Source organism: Burkholderia sp. Ac-20365 (assembly GCF_017104715.1).
GTDB lineage: Bacteria > Pseudomonadota > Gammaproteobacteria > Burkholderiales > Burkholderiaceae > Paraburkholderia.
This window is the reverse complement of sequence record NZ_JAAGPI010000023.1, coordinates 50,928-72,990: the sequence shown is the minus strand read 5'-3', so window position 1 is coordinate 72,990 and position 22,063 is coordinate 50,928. Positions and strand designations below refer to the sequence as shown.

The following is a 22,063-nucleotide window of genomic DNA, read 5'->3' as shown; positions in this document are numbered from 1 at the left end:
CTGGAACGCGCCCGGCAAACGGGCTCTTCACGCGTGATACCACTGCACTACCACTTCTTTACTTCTGGATGAAAACGGTTGCGGGTTGTCTGTACACCGGGCGGCTGGCCGGTCTGGCGGCCTGCCTGAGTCAGCGATGCGGCCGACTGGACAGTAACGATACCTCAATTGGTTCCATAGTGAAGATAAGGGTTGCCGCGGTGCGGCTTTGCTACAACGGATCGGTGTCGTCTGGCGCATCCGGCGTGCGTCCTGCATCGAATTGCGCGGCGGGTCATCATGGTGCAACCTGCCTGTCCGATCCGGACATCCGAGCCTCGCCGGCCACACCGGTTTGCTACACACCATCGCATGGCGAACACCACGCTTTCCCTCGTTCCTCTACACCGCAACGATCTTCCCATCGATACGGTTGACCTCGCGCGCTTCCTGTTGGGTAAATACCTGGTCCGCGATCTGCCCAAAGGGCGGGTCGTTGGACGGATCGTCGAGACGGAGGCGTATCCCGTTGGGGATTCGACCAATCATGCGTATCCGGGGCGGCGCGCGTACAACGGCTCGATGTTCCTCGAGCATGGACATGCCTACGTGCGACTGACGTACGGCATCTACCACGTGATCAACGTGGTCAGCGAGCGCGAAGGCGCGGGCGCCGCCGTGCTGATTCGCGCGCTGGAGCCGGTGAACGGTATCGAATGGATGCAGATGCGCCGGCCTGGCGTGAAACTGCGCGACCTCGCGCGCGGTCCGGGGCGGCTGGCGCTCGCGCTTGGCATCGATCTCGGCTTCGACGGCGCGGATCTGTGCACCGGTCACGGGCTGTGGCTCGGCGCGATGGGCAAAGCGGCCACGCCGTTTGCGGTGACGACGCGTATTGGCATTGCCCGCGAAACGCACCGGCTGCTGCGTTTCTATGTGCCGGGCAGCCCATTCGTCAGCGGGCCGCGCAAGCTGCTATCCGGCGACCCGCCGACTTCCGTGTGATCTCGTCTTTTGCGCGTCTCGGGAAAAACCGGTTGGACATGTGACATCCGTCGCGTTTGCCACATGCGCAGACGCACGGATGCGTCCCCGGATTATTGCAGCGCGCTTAATTTTCACTTGACAGAAGGCTTGCGGCGCAGCGCGACTTTTTCAACCTGCGCAATTAAGTATCTCCGTTATAGGGGTTTTCCCTTGGTCCCCCGGTGGCTACACTGATCTCACTGGCTTCACACACGGTTGTGCGAAGCGGCTGACAAAACAACTTTCGGAGGTAGTTACCATGAAATCGCTGATCAAGGCTGTCGCCATCGCTGCTGTTCTCGCAATTCCCGCTGTCTCGTTCGCCCAGTCGAACCAGCCCGTGACCCGCGCACAAGTCCGCGCTGAACTGGTCCAGCTGGAAAAGGCAGGCTACAACCCCGCAACGGCTGTCGATTCGAACTATCCGGCCGACATTCAGGCTGCTGAAGCCCGCGTGCAGGCTCAAAACGGTGCAGTCGCTCAAGCACCGGTCGCCGACACGGGTTACGGCGCATCGACCAACGGCTCGTCGCAATCGGGTGCCGCAAAAACGCTGAACCCGGCGCAAGACGTCTACTTCGGCCATTGATCTGAGAATGCCAGCCGGGCCGCAGTGTTCAGGCCCGGCGCGCGCGGCTTCGACCCATGGGCGAAGCGCGCATCACAGAACGCGGACGGCGGCGTCGGCCGATGCAGGTCGCGGCGCCGCCGTCGAAGAAAGCATGAACCTCCGCCGCCGTAAGGTGGCTTAGCCCAACCTCGCGGATTGGGCTTTTTTTGTTGGCCCGGGGCAAAGACGCGAGGCGGCGCGCCGCTGTCGCTGCGGCATCTGGAAAGCTGTCGTGGCGCCGCCGCTCAGCTGCTGTGGATATAGTGCTCGAGCTGCTGGATGGTGAACTGCTGCTCCGCGATGATCGCCTTCACCAGGTCCCCGATCGACACCATGCCGACCAGCTGGTCGTTCTCCAGCACGGGCAAATGGCGCATGCGCCGCTCCGTCATCAGCGCCATGCATTCGTCCGTGGTCTGGTCCGGGCGCACGAAGCGCACGGCGCTGCTCATGATGTCGCGCACGGGCGTCGTCTTCGACGAACGGTCCATCAGCACGACCTTGCGCGCATAGTCGCGTTCGGTGACGATCCCCGCGATCGACCCGTTTTCCTTGACGATCAACGCGCCGATCTGCTTGTCGGCCATCAGCTTGATGGCGTCGTAGACGGAATCGGATGCTTCGATCGTGTAGACGTCTTGATTCGGCTTCGATTTGAGTAGTTGTGCAACGCTAGTCATGGAGCGGCTCCGTTTGCAGTGCAGCACGCCCGGCCGCGGCGCGCTGGGGTGAAAGAGAGGCACGTCAAGCGCAGAACAGGCGCAAGTCAAGTATAGGCGTCGACGACGCGGGCGGCGACGCTCGCTTCGCCTGGTATCGTGGGCTGCATCACGCATGTCATGCCGCATCGGATGACGTATGTCACGCAAATCGCGGATATGAGCATGCTGCATTTCGTGTCATCCGCCGATGGCTGATGCACCGCATTGCCGCTCGCGCACCAAGGCGAAGCGGCTGCCAGGTACAATTCGCTGTTTAGCGGTAAACTCCGCTTCTATACTTTATCCCCGGTAGTTCACGGGTTCATGTCCGCAATTCCGCTAACGCCATGCCCATGTCTCACGATCCGTTGCTTGCTGACGGCGCCTCCACCGGCGAATGCGTCACGCTCGACGCCTCCGCCACGCTTCCCACCCGCTACGGCACCTTTGAATCCTATGTGTTTCGCGTGAACGACTCGGGTGCCGAGCATTTCGCGCTCGTAATGGGCGATGTCCAGAACCGACAGTCGGTGCTCACGCGCCTGCATTCCGAATGTCTGACGGGCGATGTGCTCGGTTCTTACCGTTGCGATTGCGGCGAGCAACTCGATCTCGCGCTGCGCTATATCGCCGCTGAAGGCTGCGGCGTGCTGCTGTATCTGCGCGGCCACGAAGGGCGCGGCATTGGCCTGTCGAACAAGATCCGCGCGTATGCGCTGCAGGAGCAGGGCCGCGACACCGTCGAAGCCAATCTCGATCTCGGCCTGCCCGACGACTCGCGCGAATACGATTCGGCGGCGGCCATTCTGCGGTTGCTGAAGGTCACGTCCGTGCGCTTGATGAGCAACAACCCGAAGAAGTTCGATTCGCTGTCGAAGCACGGCATTCCCGTGTGCGAACGCGTCGCACTCGCCATCCCTATGCGCGAGGAAAACGAGCGCTATATCCGCACCAAGCAGGTGAAGTTCGGGCATTACTTCGAAGAAAACGAGTGACGCTCGTCGCCCGGAATCAGTGAGTCATGTGCAATGGCCTCGCAGATCGCGAGGCCATTTGCTTTGTGCCTGCAGCGTTAAAAGATCGTGAAGTCGTCGTTGCTGTCGGGGATCGCGCTCAGCAGCCGTTCAAGCCGATGCCAGCCGAGCCGCGTTAATAGCGCTGTCACGAGTGTGTAAAACTTCCTTGCCTGTTCTGGTTCGTCATCGGGATGATGGATCGTGCGAATCAAAGGGCAGCATTGCATTCGACGCTCCCTCACGCGTTGTGCCTTGAAACGAGCGCAGCGAAAACATCGTGCAGTTCAGTCTCGCCGAAGCGCCGTTCGGTGCCCACTTCGACGTCGATGCGCCCGGCGTTCTGCGCATCGTAGAGATCCACGATCAGCTTCGCGTGATTGTCGTTGAGACCGGCGCGTGAGAGGGTTGTGGACCACTCGCCGCGTGGCAGCGCGTGTGCAGAGATGGCGAGGCCGCTTGCGTCGCCCAGGATACGCGCGACATCGTTGGCATCGTACCGGCGTGGACCTTCCACGCTCACGATTCGCGCTTCACGCTCATTCCATCCGTCCGTCAGCAATTGCGCCGCAACGACGCCTACGTCCTGCGCTGATACAGTCGGAAACTTGCGATCAAGCGGATGATGCAGACTCGGCAGATACCCTGTTGCGAGCGCGGCGGGAAACACCCGTGCCCAGTTCTGCATGTGTTCCGCTGAGCGCAGCAACGTCAGGCGCGACGCAGCCTTTCTGAACGTCGCTTCGAGATGATGAAACAGCATCGTGATGCCCGTGTTCGTATCGAGTTCAGCGCCATAGTCGGACAGCGCGACGACATGCAGATGCGGATGCGCAAGCAGCACGCGCGCGGCCGTATCGATCATGCGGTGCATTGCGCGTGCCGGGTCCGGATCGCGCTGCGGCAGCGGGCACAGCATCTGCACGGCTTGCGCGCCGTCGAGCGCGCGATGGATCGATGCTTCATCGTCGAGATCGGCTTCGACCAGTTCGCAGCCAATACGCGTCAACGCTTCATTCTGTGCCGTGCGCCGTACGACGGCGCGCACGGCGTGTCCTTGTTGCCGCAGCGCCGTCGCCGTTGAACGGCCTGCCTTGCCCGATGCGCCAAAAATCACAAACATCATTCGTCTCCTTGAATTGCATTCGAATCAAGGGTACGTGTGGGCGCGTTGCGAAACGCTCACGGAAAGATGGCGCCGAGCAGATATGGATGACGATCTGCGCCTCACAGATATCCGCGAGCGCACAGACGCAAAACACAGCACAATGCGGCAATCGGACGACAAAACAAGGTGTCAGCGATGAATGCAGCCCATCCTGCGTTAGTGCCGCACTCCGGTGCGCGCGCGAGCCTGTTGTCGAGCGCGTCGCTCGGCTGGTCGGGTTTCGGCGCGGAACTGATCGGCGTATCGGCGGGTTCGCACCGTATTCCCGCTGCCGCCGAGCATCGCGTCGGCGTGCATGTCGGCGCGCCCGTGCGAGCGGTCTGCCGCTGCAACGGCGAGCGCGCGGCACGCATTCAGGCACATGGCGATGCCGACGTGATTCCTGCCGGTCTCGATGGCGAATGGTCCGACGACGGCAACTGCACGATTCTGCGCATCTGGTTCGCAGACGACTTCGTGCGCAACACCTTCGATCAGTTGGGCTTGCGCGCGTCCGGTGCGCAGATCCGCCCGCAGTTCCAGCTACGCGATACGCGCTTCCAGCATCTCGCGTGGGCGATGCGCGCGGAGCTCGAAGCCGACGAAGCCTCCGATCCGCTTTACGCGGAGAGCCTCAGCACCGCGATGATCGTGCGGCTCGCGGGCGTTTCCGTCGTGCGCGACAACAAACGCCGCACGCTGTCCCCACATGCGGCCGCACGCGTGATCGACTATATCGAAGCGCATCTCGACGAACGCCTGACGCTGAGCGAACTCGCTGCGCTTGTCGAACTGAGCGTGCCGCACTTCAAGGTGCTGTTTCGCGAGACGATGGGCGTGCCCGTGCATCGGCATGTGCTGCAGCGGCGCGTCGAGCGCGCGAAGGCGCTGTTGCTGCAAGGGACGCTGAGCGCAAGCCAGGTCGCGCTCGAAGTGGGCTTCGCGCATCAGAGCCACATGGCGCACTGGATGAAAAGGCTGCTCGGTGTGACGCCGCGCGAGTTAATTCGCTTCAACTTTTGACGCGTACGGAAGCAGGATCGTACGGCGCCTTGAGATGCAGTGTCGCAGCTATCAGATCGCCGGCGACGTCGATCTGATAGCTGCCGCTCGTGAGCCAGGCTTCATCGATCGCGTTGCCGTCGTCGCCCTTCACATAGCCCATCGCAACCGGGCAGCCAAGCGTATGCCCGAACGCCGCCGAGCTCACGAAGCCCACCGCCTTGCCATCGCGAATGATCGCTTCGCCGCCCCATAGCATGCGATCGCTCGCGCTATCGGCGGTGAAGACGACAAGGCGTCGTTGCCGCGGTTTGCCGCGCAATTCGATAAGTGCGTCACGCCCGATAAACGCCATGTCCTTGTCGAGCTTGCAAGCGAACGCGAGACCCGCTTCGAACGGATTCGTATCGGGTGACAGCTCGCGTCCCCACGCGCGATAACCTTTCTCGATCCGCAGCGACTCCAGCGCATAATAGCCCGCGTTTTTCAGGCCAAAACGCGTACCCGCTGCATGCAGCGTCTCATAGACGCCGACTGCGAACTCGACGGGCACATACAGTTCCCAGCCAAGCTCGCCGACATACGTGATGCGCGTGGCGCGCACCGTCGCATAGCCGATATCGACTTCGCGGCTTTGCCCGAACGCGAACGCTTCATTGCTCCAGTCGGCTTTCGATACGCTCGCAAGCAGATCGCGCGCACGCGGTCCCATCACGGCGAGCACGGCATACTGGCCTGTCACGTCGACGAGCATGCAATGGCTGTCGTGTGGAATGCGTCTGTCGATTGCGTCGAAGTCGCGCGTGGTTTGCGCAGAGCCTGTGACGAGCAGGTATTGATCGTCAGCGAGGCGCGTGAGTGTGAAGTCCGACTCGTAGCCGCCGCGCTCGTTGAGCATGCCCGTATAGACAGCGGTACCGGGCGGCACGGCAACATCGTTCGCGACGATGCCTTGCAACACGGCCTCGGCATCGCGTCCCTTGACGAGAAACTTGGAGAACGACGTCATATCGAACAGCGCGACGCCTTCGCGGCATGCGCGATGTTCGTCAGCGCTCCACGGCAGCCAGTTCTGCTGATCGAACGAATAATCGATGCGTGCCTCTTCTTGCGACGGCGCGAAGAAATTCGCGCGTTCCCAGCCCATCTTGCTGCCGAAGCATGCGCCTTCGTCGCGCAGCAGTGAATAGAGCGGCGAGCGGCGGAACGGCCTGGCGCTATCGAGTTCACGGTTTGGCCAGGGCATCGCGTAGTGCAGGCCGAGCGTTTCCTTCACGCGGTCGTGCAGCCACGTATCGTTGCCGTTGAAACGCGCGAAGCGGCGGATGTCGACGGGCCACAGGTCCATCGTCGGCTCGCCTGCGACGATCCATTCGGCGAGCGCCATGCCCGCGCCACCCGCCGATGCAATGCCCATCGAGTTGAAGCCCGCGCCGACATAGAAATTGCGCAGCTCGGGCGCTTCGCCCAGCATGAAGTTGTTGTCAGGCGTGAACGACTCGGGCCCGTTGTAGAACTGGCGCACCTGTGCCGTTTCCAGCGCGGGCACACGTTGCAGCGCGTTCTCCATCAGGATCTGGAATTGATCCCAGTCGTCGGGCAGCAACTGGAACTCGAAGTTCTCGGGGATGCCGTTCATGCCCCACGGTTTCGCGTCCGGCTCGAAGCCGCCCATCACGAGGCCGCCCACTTCTTCCTTGAAGTAGATGTAGCCGTCGGGATCGCGCATCACGGGCAGGTCGGGATGCACGCCCGCAATCCGCTCTGTGACGATGTAGTAGTGTTCGGCCGAATGCAGCGGTACGGTCACGCCGCACAGACGTCCGACGCTTTTCGCCCATTGACCCGCGCAATTGACGACGACCAGTGCCGCGATCGTCCCTTCATTGCCTTGCTTGTCGCGCCACGCGACACCGCTCGCTTCGCGGCCCTTCACGGCAGGCCGCGTGTGGATCGCGGTAACGCGCGTGTTCTCGACGATGCGCGCGCCGCGCTGGCGTGCGCCGCGTGCGAGCGCCTGCGTGAGATCGGTCGGATTCGCCTTGCCGTCGCCGGGCAGCCAGACTGCGCCGTGCAGGTCGTCGGTGCGCATCGGCGGCCACAGTTCGCCGGCTTCCTTCGGGCCGATCACGTCGCAGCTCACGCCATAGGCGCGCGCGACGGCGGCCGTGCGTTTGAGCTGCGTCATGCGCTCGGCCGTGCGCGCCACCGACAGCGAGCCGCATTGCTTCCAGCCCGTCGCAAGACCCGTGTCGGCTTCGAGTTCAGCGTAGAGCGCCGTCGAATACCGGATCAGCTTCGTCATGCTTTCCTGCGCGCGCAACTGGCCGACCAGACCCGCCGCATGCCATGTCGTGCCGCATGACAACTGCCCCTGTTCGAGCAGCACGACGTCCGTCCAGCCGAGCTTCGTGAGGTGATACGCGACCGAGCACCCGATGATGCCGCCGCCGATGATGACGACGCGCGCCTGCGCCGGAAGAGGAGTGGACATGGATCGAGGCTCGCGGGAATGCGTGGAATTGAGTGGGAATGTGTGGAAGTGCGTCGCTGCGTACTTTGCCGCAAAAAGCCTAGAAATGCAACGCTGTCGGACAACTTCCCGATCCGGGTGGTGAGGAGTCGATGTGGATTTCCGTGGTTTCGTTTTGGAACTGCGTGCACAGGTTTGTTAGACTGGCGCCAATTTCCACACGCCGCATTCGCATGTTCGCTACTCATCGACAGAACGAGATCCTCCGGCTGGTCCGCGCGCAGCAGACCTGCACGGTCACCGATCTGGCCGCGACGTTCGCGGTGTCCGATGAAACGATCCGCCGCGATCTCAAGCCGCTCGTCGCTGTGGGGCTGCTGGTCAAGGTGCACGGCGGCATCATGCTGCCCGCGCAGCTGGACGAGCCGCCGTTCAGGCGCCGAATGGTCGAGCAACGCGAGGCCAAGCGCGCAATCGCGGCGCATATCGCGCAACTGATTCGCGACGGCGATTCGCTGATGCTCGACGGCGGCACGACTTGCGTTCACATCGCGCAGGCGCTCGAGTCGCACGCACGTCTCACGGTTGTGACGAATTCCGCCGAGATCGCGCGGCTACTGGCGCCGCGCAACGAGAACCGCGTGTTGATGGCGGGCGGCGAACTGCGCGCGGACGATGCGGCCGCTGTCGGCGAAAGCGCGCTTGCATTCTTCCGGCAATTCCACGTGCGTCACGCCATCGTGTCCGTGACGGCCATCGACGCGAAAGGGCGTTTCATGGACGCGCAGCCCGCCGACGCCGCGCTCGCGCAAATCGCGTTCTCGCAGGCCGAACATCGCATCATCGCGGCCGACCACACGAAGTTCGGCCATAGCGCCCTGGTGCATGTGTTCGGCGCCGATCACGTCGACACACTGGTCACCGATGCAGCGCCCGCAACGGGACTTGCTAAGGTGCTGGCGGGCGCGGGGGTCGAAGTGATCTGCGCGTCGCCCGCGGCCGACGATACAAATGATGAAGTTGTCTAGGCGCGCCTGATGGCGCAAGCCATTCGCGAGTGGTCCTAAAGTGCAGTGCATCAATAGCCGCTAACCGAATTGGAATCGTCGTGTTCCATTGCAACGTATAGCGCATATGGCACCGATAAGCCGGTTATCGGTATCATCGGTCCAATTTAACGAAATGACCGGCTCGTCACATAAAAATGGCGAGATTAATTGACTGATCCAATTCGTTCTAATAATCTTCGTTCCGATTTAAATCGAATGCGTCAGCGGCGACGCTCGAATTGTTAAATCTTTCGCGACACTGGCACGAACTTTAATTCTAATGTGTGGAATCAGACACATTAAACGGGCGTTTGTCGGGCAGTGTCGGTAAGTATCGGCAGCATGATCTGTCGATCGGCTTTCAGTGTTACGCCAGTAATTCCAGCCGCAAAACGAAGTGCTGCGCACGGCCCACGCGCGTGTGGCGTCATGCTTTCCGGCATGGCGCTCGCTGACGCGAGGCGGGCAATGCGCGCAGGAAAAACGCAAGAAAAAAATTCCGCTTGTACTGCGCGGTCAAAAGAAGTGGATTGTGCGCCTGTTTAAATCCCGTTGTTCCATTGCGGAAATCAGGTGCGCAGGCATTAAAGCAATATCGGGCAATCGTGGCGTTGTCTGGCAATGTGAAGCAATCTGCCGACATTCGATGCAAGGCTTGAAGAACATTGCGCATGTGGATTTGAAATTTCATATTCGCGAGTCGTCATCCTTCATCGAGGATTACCCGGTCGAACGGAAACAACGAATTAGCGTTGCGGGGTTTTATGAGAATTGCAGTGCTGGAGGAGACTCAGGCGCAGGCCGACTTCGTGTGCAGGACCTTGTCGGCGGCGGGGCACACGTGTCATGCATTCGACGACGGAGCGGCACTCGTCAGGCAGTTGCGCAGCCAGCCGTTCGATCTGCTCGTGCTGGATCGTCATGCCCCGGGTCTGTCGGGCGACGAGGTGCTGCGCTGGGTCCGTCAGAATCTCACGGAGCGTTTGCCCGTGCTGTTCATGACGCGCGTGAGCGATACCGCGCGCCAGGACATCGACGCCGATGATTATCTGGTCAAGCCGGTCAGCGCGGCCGCGTTGCTGGCGCGTGTGGGCGTGCTGCTGCGCGGCGCGTTCCAGCGCGAGCCGATGGCCGAGAAGGAAGTGTTCGGCGAATACGAGTTCGAGCCCGGCGCGAAGCGCGTGCATGTGCGCGGCAGCGCCGTCACGCTGACGCACAAGGAGTTTGAACTTGCGCTGCTGCTGTTCAAGCATCTGAGCCGGCCGCTGTCGCGCTCGCATATCCTCGATGCGATCTGGAAGCAGGCGGCGAGCATTCCGTCGCGCACGATGGACACGCATGTGTCGATGCTGCGCTCGAAGCTCGGTCTGCGGCCCGAGAATGGGTATCGTCTGATGCCGATTTACGGCTTCGGATACCGGCTCGAACGGATCGAGAAGGGCGACGCCTGAGCCGGACGCTGGCGCGTTTCAGGGCGCGTTCTGCAACGTCCGGTCAGTGCCGCTTTCCTGCGGCGCATCGCCGCACGTTGGCTGCGTTTCGGGCCACGTGTTTTCAAATACGCATGCGCTCAACGGCATGCGCGTCGCCCAGCCTTCCGTTTCGAGCATCGGCTCGGGATAGAAGCGCTCCACCTGCCCGAGGCAAAGCAGCGCAATGGGCCGCGCGCCTTCCGGCATGCCGAGCATCGCGCGCACTTCGTCGGCGTCGAACAGCGACACCCAGCCCATGCCGAGGCCTTCGGCGCGCGCCGCGAGCCACATGTTCTGGATCGCACACGACACCGACGCGAGATCCATCTCCGGCAGCGTACGCCGCCCGAATACGTGCTTTTCGCGGCCGTCCATCAGCGCCATCACCAGCAGCTCGCCGCAATCGAGCATGCCTTCCACCTTCAGCTTCATGAACTCGTCGCGCCGCTTGCCGAGCGCGTCGGCCGTCAACAGGCGCTCGCGTTCGACGGCTGCATGCAGTTGGGTGCGCAACGCGGGATCGGTGATGCGGCCGATTCGCCACGGCTGCATGTAGCCGACGCTCGGCGCGTGATGCGCCGCGTCGATCAGGCGCGCGAGCACGGCCGGGTCGACAGGGCCGGGCACGAAATGGCGCATGTCGCGGCGTTCGTAGATCGCGCGGTAGACGGCGGCGCGTTCGGCGTCGTTAAAAGGCTCGGCCATGGAAGAGGGCAGCCGCGAAGGCCGGGTTGGACGGCCAGTAGCCGTGCATATAGGTGGCGACGACCGGACCCTGGCGATAAACCGCTTCGCCAGGCGTGTCGGACTGGGCGCGCGTTGCATGGCCGACGGGTGCGAGCGGCGTGCTCACGCGCGAATAGTGGAATGTGTGGCCCGTCAGCGCGCCGTGCACGCTGTCGTTCAACTGCTGCATGCCGAGCGCCGTGAAGCGCGTCTGCATTGCTGCATGGCCCGGCAGAAGGCCGAGCATCGGCGTGGCGACGCCTTGCGTGTCGGTGACGCTGTCGAGCAGATACAGCATGCCGCCGCATTCGGCGACGACGGGCTTCTGCGCGCTCACATGTGCGCGGATCGATGCCGCAGCGCAGGCGTTGGCAGCAAGCTTTGTTGCGTGCAACTCGGGATAGCCGCCGGGAAGATAGAGCGCGTTTGCATCGTCGGGGACGGCTTCGTCTGCAAGCGGCGAGAAGTACGTGAGGCGCGCGCCGAGCGCTTCGAGCAAGCGGATGTTCGCCGGATAGATGAACGAGAAGGCGGCGTCGCGCGCGATCGCGATGTGCATGCCGTCGAGCAGGCGCGGCAGTGGCGCTTCGTCCGCGTCGTCTTCGAACATGACCGCGGGCGGCAATTGCGCCAACGCCGTCGATGCAAGCGCGTCCGCCGCACGATCGAGTCGCGCGTCGAGATCGCCGATTTCCGCGGCTTGCAGCAGACCGAGATGTCGATCCGGCAGTTCGATCGCATCGGTGCTCGACAGATGGCCGAGCATTTTCAGGTCATGCGGCAATAGTTCTTCGAGCATCTGCGCGTGGCGCGCCGAGCCGACGCGGTTTGCGAACACGCCATGAAACGGCACGTCAGCGCGAAAGCGCGCGAGGCCGAACGCGATCGCGCCGAACGTCTGCGCCATCGCCTTGGCCGAAATCACGGCCGCAACAGGCACATTGAACTTCGCGGCGAGATCGGCACTGCTCGGCGTGCCATCGAACAGACCCATCACGCCTTCGATCAATATCAGATCCGCTTCGCGCGCGGCCTGCGCAAGCAGCGCACGGCACGCGCGCTCGCCGACCATCCACAGGTCGAGCGACAAAACGGGCGCGCCGCTCGCGCGCGCGAGAATCATCGGGTCGAGAAAATCCGGGCCTGTCTTGAACACGCGCACGTCGCGCCCCATCCGCCGGTGATGCCGCGCGAGCGCGGCCGTGATCGTCGTCTTGCCCTGGCCCGACGCCGGCGCGCTGATGAAGAGAGCGGGGCACGCGGGCATCGCTCAGAACTCCACGCCGCGTTGTGCCTTCACGTGCTGCTCGCGGTACGGATGCTTGACGAGGCGCATTTCGGTGACGAGGTCGGCGGCGTCGATCAGCGCGTCGGGCGCGTGACGGCCCGTGATGACGACGTGCACCATCTCCGGCCGCGCGTTCACGACTTCGAGCACTTCATCGAGCGGCAGATATTCGTACTTCAGCACGGTATTCAGTTCGTCGAGAATCACCATCTGATACTCGCCGCTTTCGATCATGCGGCGTGCCTCGTTCCAGCCCTTGCGCGCCGTCGCGATGTCGGCTTCGCGGTCCTGCGTGTTCCAGGTGTAGCCATCGCCCATCGTGACGAAATCGCAATTCGCCACTGCGCCCAGAAAATCGCGCTCGGACGTATGCAGCGCGCCCTTGATGAACTGCACGACGCCGAGCTTCATGCCGTGGCCCAGCACGCGCACGGCCATACCGAACGCTGCCGTCGTTTTGCCCTTGCCCGTGCCCGTATTGACGATCAGCAGCCCTTTTTCGACGGTGGCCTGCGCCTGCTTTTTCTCGTGGCCTTCGCGGCGGCGCTGCGTCATGCGTGCGTGCGATTCGGGATCGGTCTTCATCGGGGTTCCTTGATTCTGGATGTGTCGTTGGAATGAGGGTGTGCGGCAGCGCACGCGATCGCGACGGTCACGCCGTCGCGCACGTGCTTGCGCACGAGCAGTGCGCCGCCTTGCGAAGCCAGCAACGCGCACGGCTCGCAGACGCCGTCGACGCCGAGCTGCGCGCGTACGTGCGGCGAGGCGTCAAAAGGCGTATCGAGTGCGTTGATCGCTTCGCGTGTGAAGGTTTGCAGCGGCAGCGCATGCCGCGCGCAGAACGCGACGAGGCCCGATTCATCCGCTTTCGTATCGATCGACGCAATTGCGTTCAGTGCCGCAAACGGCAGCGTCGCGCCGAGCGCGTCGCGTACGGCCGCTTCGATCTGTTCGGCCGACACGCCGCGCCGGCAACCGATACCTGCAACGAGCGCGGTCATGGCGCGGGCTTGAGCAGGGTTTCGACGGGCGCGGCCAGCGACGCGACGCCGCCGATCACGACGATCGACGGCGAGCCGAGTCCGGCCTCCGCGACGTGCCGCACGAGTTCATGCAAGGTCGAACGGATATGGCGCTGTTCGGGACGCGTCGCCGATTCGATCGCGGCGCACGGCGTGTCGGGCGGCATGCCGGCACTCAGGAGCGCGTCGGCGATGTCGCTCAGGCGGCGCATGCCCATGTAGATCACGAGCGTCAGCCGCGTGGCCGCGAGCGCGCGCCAATCCGCTTCGTGTTCGCCTGCGCCGTGGCCCGTCACGAAGATCACGCCCTGTGCGTGGTCGCGATGGGTCACGGGAATGCCGACGGCAGCGGGCGCGGCGATGCCAGCGGTGATTCCGCTGATGATTTCGACGTGGATGCCCGCGTCCTGCAGCGCCTGCTGCTCTTCGCCGCCGCGGCCGAACACGAACGGGTCGCCGCCCTTGAGGCGCGCGACACTGCGGCCCGCGCGCAGATGCTCGAGCATCATCGCGACGATGTCGGGTTGCGGTGTGGACTGCTGCCCGCCGCGCTTGCCGACATAGACGATTTGCGCGTCTTCGCGCGCGAACTGCAGGACATCGGGATTGACGAGATCGTCGACGAGCACGACGTCGGCGAGCGCGAGCGTGCGCGCTGCCTTGAGCGTCAGCAGTTCGACGTCGCCGGGGCCGGCGCCGATCAGCCAGGCGCGGCTCATGGCGTGGGGAGCGCCGCTGCGCAGGCGGACGCTTGTGTGTGACAGGTCATGCGATGTTGCGTGTAACGCGCGAGAGCCTGATGTAGGCGTGTATCGCGCGTGGGCGCTGGCGTCCGTTTCCCGCGGCTCCAGCGAATGGCGATCGTACTGTCGCCCCCTTGCGTCTGGCCGGTATCCGGGCTGGCGGCTCATCGCGTTCGCCTTCCCACCTGCAAGTGCAGGCAGTGGCCCGGAACGCACTGCGCGGAAGATGCCTTTTCCGCTCGCCGCATGACCGTTGCGGGGACAGCACAGGCTGGGCGCATGTTCTTCGCTTTCGATGTCGCGACGATCAGGCGCTTCCCTGTTTCCCGTTTAACCTCACAGGCGGTCAACGCCTGCGGGCACCAGATGCGCCGCTACGATAGCACACGCGTGCTGCCGGGGCGCCGCGGGCTTATCCGGAGTGCCCGCGCGGTGGGGCGGTTGCTGCTGCATTTCGACAAGTTCGAAAACTGTTTTCGACCGGTGCGGGTGGCGAAGCTGAAAGGCGGTCATTTATAGTGATTGAAAGTGAAATGCCGTTTATTTCGGTGTGATATATCGGATAACTAATTAAATTTCACTTTGATTCGAATCGACGGTTTCTTTCAACCGCTTTTGTCTGCGTCTGCCCGCAGGGCAGGCAGATCAACCTCCAGGGAGAATATCTATATGAAAGTAGCAATGATCGCCTCGGTATTGCTGGCAGCCGTGCTGACGGCAGGCCCCGCGCAAGCAGCCGATCCGCTTGCCAGTGACGCGGATGCGCTCGTCCAGGCGGCGCCGTCGGTGCATTTGAAGGCGCGCATCATCGCGATCGACGCGGGCGCCCGGGCGGTCACGCTGAAAGGCGACGACGGTCTCGAAGTGACGGTGTCAGTGGGCGCCAAAGCCGCGACGTTCGATACATTGCACGTCGGCGACAAGGTCGACGTACTGTACAAGAATGCGCTGCTCGTCCAGGCCGAAAAGGTGGATTCCGCCGGCAAGGGTATCCGCGAGCGGGTCGATGCGCAGGTCGTTCTGCGGGGTCCGGACGGCAAGGAAACGGCGCGTCAGGTCGAAACGCTCTCCACCGTGCAGAAGATCGATCAAACCCGGCGCCTGCTGACGCTGCGCGGCGTCTACGAGACCCAGGTAATCAGGGTGACGCCCGATTTCGACATGAAGAATCTGCACGTTGGCGACACGATCCACGCGGTGTTCGTGTCGGCGGCGGCGATCGAAATCAAGCCGCAAGCCACTGCAAACTGAGTTGCGCATCTTCAGGGCTGCCGCAGGAGGCAGCCGGTGGATATTTCTTCAGTGAACGACGGCATGAGGCACGCTTCATGCCGTCGTCTGTCCTTGACGCTACCTTCCTCACGGCCTAAACTCGCACGCACTCTGGTGCTCGCGCGCGCTTTCTGCGCGCGCAGTTAAACGGGAAATAGCAGGCCGGGCGCATGAAAGTGCCGGCCAAACTATGCTGCTCCCCGCAACGGTAGGTGAAGGCATCGCGCAGACGATGCAGAGCCGGCCTCGCTGCATGTGCGTCCAATAGCGGCCCATGCAGACAATCCACTGCGCGAAAACGCTCGCGCGGGAAGGAGAGGCGGCGCTTTCATCAGCCCGGATACCGGCCCGAGAAAACGACGCGATGCTGCGGGGATGCGGCACTGCGTTCAATGTTCCCTACGCGCTTCAAGCCGGTCGGGCGCCCGTCATTGCGGGCTGCGCACCGCTTGTCGTACCGCTTGTCGCGCCGTTTTTCGTCCCCGTGTATCACTTTTGACTCCGCGCCTTGCTGGCGGCGCGGCATCGAAGTCACCCGAATCCATGTCGGGCAACGGAGCCACCATGCAGACACAGATGCGCAAGATTCCCGTGACGATCGTCACCGGTTTTCTCGGCAGCGGCAAAACGACGTTGATGCGTCACATCCTTCAACACGCGGGCGGCTTGCGCATCGCGGTGATCGTCAACGAGTTCGGCGAACTCGGTATCGACGGCGAAATTCTCAAGGGTTGCGGCATCGGTTGCGATGAAAACGGCAACGAGGCAGAAGGCCAGTTGTACGAGCTGGCCAACGGCTGCCTGTGCTGCACCGTGCAGGAAGAGTTCTTCCCTGTCATGGAGCAACTGGTTGAGCGCCGCGACCAGATCGATCACGTACTGATCGAAACCTCGGGCCTTGCGCTGCCGAAACCGCTCGTGCAGGCGTTCAACTGGCCGTCGATCAAGAACAGCTTTACCGTCGATGCGGTCGTCACCGTAGTCGATGGTCCCGCCGTTGCGAGCGGCCAGTTCGCCGAAGACCCCGTTGCCGTCGACCAGTTGCGCAAGGCCGATCCGAATCTCGATCACGAATCGCCGCTGCACGAACTGTTCGAAGACCAGTTGTCGGCTGCCGATCTCGTCATTCTCAACAAGACCGATCTGCTCGACGAAGCGCAGCAGGCAAGCGTCGAGGCCGTGATTCGCGAAGAGATTCCGCCGCAGGTGAAGGTGGTGCGCGCGCACATGGGTCAGCTCGATCTCCATGCGCTGCTCGGGCTCGAATCCGCTTCGGAAGAAACGATTCATCTGCGTCACGATCATCACGGTTCCGCCGACGACCCCGATCACGCAGACCATCATCACGATGAATTCGATTCCGTCGTCGTCACGGCGCGCGCCATGTCGCGCGAAACGATGATCGCGGCGTTGCAGCACGTGGTGGAAGGTCACACGATCTATCGCGTGAAGGGTTTTGCGGCTCTGCCGGGCGCGGCGATGCGTCTGGTGATTCAAGGTGTCGGGCGCCGTTTCGACAGCTACTTCGACCGGCGCTGGCAGGCGGGCGAAATTGATGCCGCGTCGCTGAGCCGCTTCGTGCTGATCGGCGAAGATCTCGATCAGCCGACCTTGCAGCGCGCGCTCGACGAAGCGTTGAACGTGCAGCCGCAACAGGCCTGAGAGCGTACCGATGCATCTGCTGCGCACCGTCCCCGGGGGTTTCGTCGACGATACGAAGGGCGTGATCCGTATCGACCAGAAGCCCGCCGATATCGTGATCCTCAGTTCCGCCGACACGACACTGTCACTGCTTGCGAGCGTCGTGCCGCGACTCGGCGATGGTTTTCCGAGCGTGCGGCTCGCGAATGTGACGTATCTGCGGCAGCCGGCATCGGTGGATTTTTATATCGACGATGTATTGCAGCATGCGCGCGTGGTCGTCGTCGATCATCTGGGCGGCGAAGCGTACTGGCCGTATGGAATCGAGCAGGTCGTCGCGCTGGCGCAGCGCAAGCAGCAGACACTCGCGATGTTTTCGGGCGACTTGCAGGAAGACCCGAACCTGCTCGCGCGCAGTACCGCCGACGCAGATCTGTGCCATCAGTTATGGCGCTATCTGCGTGAAGGCGGCGCGCATAACGCCGAGTCGTTCATGCGCTGCATCGCGTGGCGCACGCTCGGCTGGGGCAAGGAGCCTGCGCCGCCCGTTCCGTTGCCGGCTGCCGCGCTTTATCACCCCGCGCGCGACATCGCGACCATCGAAGACTGGCAGGCACGCTGGAAGCCCGATGCGCCTGTCGTCGCGATCCTGTTTTACAAGGCGCATTTGCAGGCTGCCAACACGGCCGTGTTCGATGCGTTGATCGACGCGCTCGAAGCGCGCGGGATGAATCCGCTGCCCGTGGCGATCACGTCGTTGAAAGACACGATCAGCCGCGACGTGGTGCAGCAACTGGCGGAGCAGCATCGCATTGCGCTCGTGCTGAACACGACGGCCTTCGCTGCGTCCGCGATCGACGATCCCGAGCCGCTCGCGCTGGCAGGCGATGCGCCCGTCATGCAGGTCATTCTGAGCGGCGGCAACCGCGAAGACTGGCTGAACGACAATCACGGCCTCAATTCGCGCGATATCGCGATGCATGTCGCGCTGCCCGAAGTGGACGGCCGCATCATCACGCGCGCGATCAGTTTCAAGGGACTCGCGTATCGCTGCCCGCATACGGAAGTGGACGTGGTCCGCTATCAGCCGGATCACGAGCGCATCGCGTTTCTCGCGGAACTGAGCGAGCGCTGGTGCAGGCTGCGTAGCAAGCCGAACGAAGGCAAGAAGCTCGCTCTGATCCTCGCGAACTATCCGATGAGCGAAGGGCGCATCGGCAATGGCGTTGGACTGGATACGCCCGCGTCCGTCGTGAACATCCTTAAGATGCTGCGCGACGAAGGCTATGCAGTCGACAATGTGCCCGAGAGCGGCGACGCACTGATGGACGCGCTCACACAAGGCGTGACCAACGACCCCGTCGTGCGCGATCTGCGCCCTGCGCTGCAAAGCCTCGCGCTGAGCGATTACATCACGCATTTCTCGCGCCTGCCGCAGTCGATGCGCGACGCGCTCAACGCGAAGTGGGGCGCGCCCGAGCAGGATCCCACCTTGCGCCGCGGACGTTTCATGATCGCGGGCTGGCGCTGCGGGCATGTGTTCATCGGCATCCAGCCGCCGCGCTCGCGCGAACAGAATGATTACGCGAGCTATCACGACGCCGAACTCGTGCCGCCGCATGCGTATCTCGCGTTCTATTTCTGGCTGCGCCATCAGTTCAATATCGATGCCGTCGTGCATGTCGGCAAACACGGCAATCTGGAATGGCTGCCTGGCAAGAGCGTGGCGCTCAGCGATACGTGCTGGCCCGATGCGATACTCGGGCCGCTGCCGCACCTGTATCCGTTCATCGTCAACGATCCGGGCGAGGGCAGTCAGGCGAAACGCCGCACGCAGGCCGTGATCGTCGATCATCTGATGCCGCCGCTCACGCGCGCAGAAAACTACGGGCCGTTGCAGGATCTCGAACGCCAGGTCGACGAATACTACGACGCACTGATGGTCGATCCGCGCCGCGCGAAGCTATTGCGCCGGACGATTCTCGACACGATCGTCACGCATCGCCTGCACGAGGAACTGAGCCTCGACGCGCCTGCCAACACCGAGGCGGAAGACGAGGTGCTGACGCGCGTCGATGCATGGCTGTGCGAGTTGAAGGAAGCGCAGATCCGCGACGGCTTGCATACGTTCGGGCAGTCGCCGGAAGGCGTGCAGCGGCGCGATACGCTGCTCGCGCTCGGGCGCTTTCCGGTAGGCGATGGACACGGCGCGAAGGCGGGCCTCATCGATGCGCTGGCGCGCGATCTGAACATGGATCACCTGTTCGATCCTTTATCGGCGGACTGGTCTGCAGAATGGAATGGTCCGCGTCCGTCGTGCCTGCAACAGGTCAGCGACTCGCCGTGGCGCCACAACGGCGATACGCGCGAAAGGCTCGAATTGCTCGCGGCGTCATTGCTCGATGAGATGTGCGGCATGCCTTCAGCCGATACGCCCGCATGGGCCGTCGCTGAAGCGTTGCCGCAAGCAGCACGCGTACTCGAACGCCTGCGCAACGATATCCTGCCGCGTCTGGACGCATGCGGTGCAAACGAACTGATGCACCTGAAGCGCGGTCTCGAAGGGCGTTTCGTGCCGCCGGGGCCGAGCGGCTCGCCATCGCGCGGACGTCCAGATGTGCTGCCCACCGGCCGCAATTTCTATTCCGTCGATACGCGCGCCATTCCGACGCAGGCCGCGTGGTCGCTCGGACTCAAATCCGCGCAGATGCTGATCGAGCGTCATATGCAGGAACACGGTGATTATCCGCGCGCAATTGGTCTATCCGTGTGGGGCACGGCAACGATGCGCACGGGCGGCGACGATATCGCGCAGGCACTCGCGCTGCTCGGCGTGCGGCCGAAATGGGCGCCCGGCAGCCATCGCGTGACGGACTTCGAGATCATGCCGATCGCAGCGTTCGACCGTCCGCGTATCGACGTCACGTTGCGCGTGTCCGGCTTCTTCCGCGACGCGTTCGCGAACGTGATGCATCTGTTCGATGCAGCCGTGCAAGCCGTCGCCGAACTCGACGAACCGGAAGACGTGAACCCGATTCGCGCACGCGTGCTGCGCGAGCGCGACGCGTGGATTTCGCGCGGCGTCGCGCCCGATGAAGCACGCAGGCGCGCGGGCTTTCGCGTGTTCAGCGCGCGTCCGGGCGCGTACGGCGCGGGTTTGCAACAGATGATCGACACGCAGCAATGGCAAACGGATGCCGATCTCGCGAACGCGTATCTGTCGTGGGGCGGCTATGCGTACACGCAGAAGCGCGCCGGCGAAGAAGCGCGGCACGCGTTCGGCACGCGGCTCGCCGCGATGGACGTCGTGCTGCAGAACCAGGATAACCGCGAGCACGACGTGCTCGATTCGAATGATTACTACCAGTTTCAGGGCGGCATGACGGCGGCCGTGCGGCATCTCGCTGGCAGTCAGCCGCATGTGTATCACGCCGATCACAGCAACCCGGATGCGCCGCGCGTTCGTACGCTGCATGAGGAGATCGCGCGCGTGATCCGTTCGCGCGTCGTGAATCCGAAGTGGCTGGATGGCGTGAAGCGCCACGGCTACAAGGGCGCCGCGGAAATCGCAGCAACGGTCGATTATCTCTACGGCTACGATGCAACCGCGCGCGTGGTTGCGGATCATCAATATGCGCTCGTCGCCGATGCTTATCTGAACGACGCGGATACACGCGAGTTCATGCGCAAGCACAATCCGCACGCGCTGCACGGCGTCTGCGAGCGGCTGCTCGAAGCGATGCAGCGCGGTCTATGGCAGGAACCCGGCGACTATCGCGCGCAAGTCGAGCAACACCTGCTGGACAGCGAACAGCACATCGAAGGATCACGATCATGAGCGAAGCCAACGCACCGCGCGCGGCGTTTCCGTTTTCTGCGCTGATCGGCCAGGCGCCGCTGCAACAGGCGTTGCTGCTGGCCGCTGTCGATCCCGGCATCGGCGGCGTGCTGGTCAGCGGTCCGCGCGGCACGGCCAAATCGACGGCGGCGCGCGCGCTCGCCGAGTTGCTGCCTGAGGGCCAGTTCGTCACGCTGCCGCTCGGCGCGAGCGAAGACAGGCTGATCGGCACACTCGATATCGAATCGGCTTTGCGCGATGCGTCCGTGCGCTTTTCGCCGGGTCTGCTGGCAAAGGCGCACCGCGGCGTGCTGTATGTCGATGAAGTCAACCTGTTGCCCGATGGGCTCGTCGATGCACTACTCGATGCGGCGTCGAGCGGCGTGAACACCGTCGAGCGCGATGGCGTGTCGCATACGCACGACGCGAGTTTCGTGCTGATCGGCACGATGAATCCGGAAGAGGGCGAATTGCGCCCGCAACTGACGGACCGTTTCGGGCTGATGGTTGCGCTGGAAAACTGCTTCGAGGCGCAGACGCGTCAGGCGATCGTCAAGGCACGACTCGCGTTCGATCTCGATCCTGTCGCATTTCGCGCGTCTCATGCGGCCGAGCAGGAAACGCATGTCGCGCGGCTCCACGATGCGCGCGCCGCGTTGCCGCGTTTGGCGTTCGACGATCAAGTTCACGCGCATGTCAGCGCGTTGTGCATCGCGGCCGGCGTGGACGGATTGCGCGCCGATCTCGTGATGCTGCGTGCTGCGCGGGCGCTCGCCGCGCTTGAACAGGCGGATGCCGTGACAGCAGCGCATGTCGATCGCGTCGCCGCGTCGGTACTGTTGCACCGGCGCCGGACGCATGATGACGCTGCCTCGCGTACGCATGACGCTGGATCTTCTTCGCAGCAGGATGCTTCGTCGCAACCCGAGTCCGCTGCAACGGACAGCGACCATGGCTATCTTCCGCCCGAGCCGACGGGCATCGTGCGAGTCGCAGGCGTCAAGAGCGTTATTCCACTCGACATAAAAAAACGCTAGGCCATCGAAAGAACGCGGCCGCGC

At 63.2% G+C, this 22,063-nt stretch carries 19 protein-coding genes and 2 riboswitches; of the genes, 10 read left to right on the top strand and 9 right to left on the bottom strand.

All coding sequences use genetic code 11. The features are described from left to right. The first annotated feature begins 351 nt into the window (after nucleotides 1-351). Together G3O01_RS29690 and G3O01_RS29685 are read left to right on the top strand one after the other, a co-directional pair. Nucleotides 352-984, top strand: coding sequence for a DNA-3-methyladenine glycosylase (locus G3O01_RS29690; RefSeq protein WP_205810160.1), 633 nt, complete (start codon nucleotides 352-354; stop codon nucleotides 982-984). A 280-nt stretch (nucleotides 985-1,264) separates the two neighbouring features. Then, nucleotides 1,265-1,594 (top strand): DUF4148 domain-containing protein, encoded by a 330-nt coding sequence (locus G3O01_RS29685; protein WP_205810159.1) that lies wholly within the window; start codon nucleotides 1,265-1,267, stop codon nucleotides 1,592-1,594. A 266-nt stretch (nucleotides 1,595-1,860) separates the two neighbouring features. Here the strand turns inward: G3O01_RS29685 and G3O01_RS29680 are convergent, their stop codons facing one another. Beyond that, nucleotides 1,861-2,295 carry a CBS domain-containing protein gene (locus G3O01_RS29680; protein WP_205810158.1) on the bottom strand — a complete coding sequence of 145 codons (435 nt, stop codon included), beginning with the start codon at nucleotides 2,293-2,295 and terminating at the stop codon, nucleotides 1,861-1,863. Between the two features lie 368 nt (nucleotides 2,296-2,663). Here G3O01_RS29680 and ribA point away from each other — a divergent pair, with 368 nt between their 5' ends. After that, nucleotides 2,664-3,311, top strand: coding sequence for a GTP cyclohydrolase II (gene ribA, locus G3O01_RS29675; RefSeq protein WP_205810157.1), 648 nt, complete (start codon nucleotides 2,664-2,666; stop codon nucleotides 3,309-3,311). Nucleotides 3,312-3,570: 259 nt separating this feature from the next. Here the strand turns inward: ribA and G3O01_RS29670 are convergent, their stop codons facing one another. Next, nucleotides 3,571-4,452 (bottom strand): NmrA family NAD(P)-binding protein, encoded by an 882-nt coding sequence (locus G3O01_RS29670; protein ID WP_205810228.1) that lies wholly within the window; start codon nucleotides 4,450-4,452, stop codon nucleotides 3,571-3,573. Nucleotides 4,453-4,632: 180 nt separating this feature from the next. On the opposite strand from G3O01_RS29670, the gene G3O01_RS29665 reads away from it, so the two are divergent. Further along, complete coding sequence (locus G3O01_RS29665; RefSeq protein WP_205810156.1) at nucleotides 4,633-5,499, top strand: AraC family transcriptional regulator; 867 nt, start codon at nucleotides 4,633-4,635, stop codon at nucleotides 5,497-5,499. Here the strand turns inward: G3O01_RS29665 and G3O01_RS29660 are convergent. Then, the gene (locus G3O01_RS29660) at nucleotides 5,489-7,972 is read right to left on the bottom strand and encodes an FAD-dependent oxidoreductase (protein WP_205810155.1); all 2,484 of its coding nucleotides are present in this window, start codon (nucleotides 7,970-7,972) and stop codon (nucleotides 5,489-5,491) included. The genes G3O01_RS29665 and G3O01_RS29660 overlap by 11 nt on opposite strands. Nucleotides 7,973-8,184: 212 nt before the next feature. On the opposite strand from G3O01_RS29660, the gene G3O01_RS29655 reads away from it, so the two are divergent. Beyond that, a complete protein-coding gene (locus G3O01_RS29655) occupies nucleotides 8,185-8,979 on the top strand; it encodes a DeoR/GlpR family DNA-binding transcription regulator (RefSeq protein WP_205810154.1) in 795 nt (264 codons plus the stop codon). 448 nt (nucleotides 8,980-9,427) lie between these two features. On the opposite strand, the gene G3O01_RS29650 is transcribed toward G3O01_RS29655, so the two are convergent. Beyond that, a complete protein-coding gene (locus G3O01_RS29650) occupies nucleotides 9,428-9,691 on the bottom strand; it encodes a hypothetical protein (RefSeq protein WP_205810153.1) in 264 nt (87 codons plus the stop codon). Nucleotides 9,692-9,764: 73 nt separating this feature from the next. Between G3O01_RS29650 and G3O01_RS29645 the strand changes: the two genes are divergently transcribed. After that, the gene (locus G3O01_RS29645; RefSeq protein ID WP_205810152.1) at nucleotides 9,765-10,451 is read left to right on the top strand and encodes a response regulator transcription factor; all 687 of its coding nucleotides are present in this window, start codon (nucleotides 9,765-9,767) and stop codon (nucleotides 10,449-10,451) included. An 18-nt stretch (nucleotides 10,452-10,469) separates the two neighbouring features. Here G3O01_RS29645 and bluB read toward each other — a convergent pair whose 3' ends face one another. The 5 genes from bluB to cobA are packed head-to-tail and all read right to left on the bottom strand — an operon-like array spanning nucleotide 10,470 to nucleotide 14,227. After that, nucleotides 10,470-11,177 (bottom strand): 5,6-dimethylbenzimidazole synthase, encoded by a 708-nt coding sequence (gene bluB, locus G3O01_RS29640; RefSeq protein WP_205810151.1) that lies wholly within the window; start codon nucleotides 11,175-11,177, stop codon nucleotides 10,470-10,472. Next, nucleotides 11,161-12,465, bottom strand: coding sequence for a cobyrinate a,c-diamide synthase (locus G3O01_RS29635; protein ID WP_205810150.1), 1,305 nt, complete (start codon nucleotides 12,463-12,465; stop codon nucleotides 11,161-11,163). Before G3O01_RS29635 ends, bluB begins: the two co-directional genes overlap by 17 nt. A gap of 3 nt (nucleotides 12,466-12,468) precedes the next feature. Then, the gene (gene cobO / locus G3O01_RS29630) at nucleotides 12,469-13,071 is read right to left on the bottom strand and encodes a cob(I)yrinic acid a,c-diamide adenosyltransferase (RefSeq protein ID WP_205810149.1); all 603 of its coding nucleotides are present in this window, start codon (nucleotides 13,069-13,071) and stop codon (nucleotides 12,469-12,471) included. Continuing rightward, nucleotides 13,068-13,487, bottom strand: coding sequence for a cobalamin biosynthesis protein (locus tag G3O01_RS29625; protein ID WP_205810148.1), 420 nt, complete (start codon nucleotides 13,485-13,487; stop codon nucleotides 13,068-13,070). Before G3O01_RS29625 ends, cobO begins: the two co-directional genes overlap by 4 nt. Next, nucleotides 13,484-14,227: a uroporphyrinogen-III C-methyltransferase gene (gene cobA / locus G3O01_RS29620; RefSeq protein ID WP_205810147.1), complete on the bottom strand. Its 744-nt coding sequence runs from the start codon at nucleotides 14,225-14,227 to the stop codon at nucleotides 13,484-13,486. Before cobA ends, G3O01_RS29625 begins: the two co-directional genes overlap by 4 nt. Nucleotides 14,228-14,375: 148 nt before the next feature. Then, a riboswitch (cobalamin riboswitch) is annotated at nucleotides 14,376-14,633 on the bottom strand. Nucleotides 14,634-14,920: 287 nt separating this feature from the next. Here cobA and G3O01_RS29615 point away from each other — a divergent pair. The 4 genes from G3O01_RS29615 to G3O01_RS29600 all read left to right on the top strand — a co-directional run bounded on the left by G3O01_RS29615 (nucleotide 14,921) and on the right by G3O01_RS29600 (nucleotide 22,039). Beyond that, nucleotides 14,921-15,502: a hypothetical protein gene (locus G3O01_RS29615; RefSeq protein WP_205810146.1), complete on the top strand. Its 582-nt coding sequence runs from the start codon at nucleotides 14,921-14,923 to the stop codon at nucleotides 15,500-15,502. Nucleotides 15,503-15,618: 116 nt separating this feature from the next. Continuing rightward, nucleotides 15,619-15,890, top strand: a riboswitch (cobalamin riboswitch). Between the two features lie 197 nt (nucleotides 15,891-16,087). Beyond that, nucleotides 16,088-17,185: a cobalamin biosynthesis protein CobW gene (cobW, locus tag G3O01_RS29610; protein WP_205810145.1), complete on the top strand. Its 1,098-nt coding sequence runs from the start codon at nucleotides 16,088-16,090 to the stop codon at nucleotides 17,183-17,185. A 10-nt stretch (nucleotides 17,186-17,195) separates the two neighbouring features. After that, complete coding sequence (gene cobN, locus G3O01_RS29605) at nucleotides 17,196-21,002, top strand: cobaltochelatase subunit CobN (protein ID WP_205810144.1); 3,807 nt, start codon at nucleotides 17,196-17,198, stop codon at nucleotides 21,000-21,002. Beyond that, entirely contained in the window at nucleotides 20,999-22,039 is a 1,041-nt protein-coding gene (locus G3O01_RS29600; RefSeq protein ID WP_205810143.1) for an ATP-binding protein, read from the top strand. The genes cobN and G3O01_RS29600 overlap by 4 nt, the downstream gene beginning before the upstream one ends. Nucleotides 22,040-22,063: the final 24 nt, after the last annotated feature.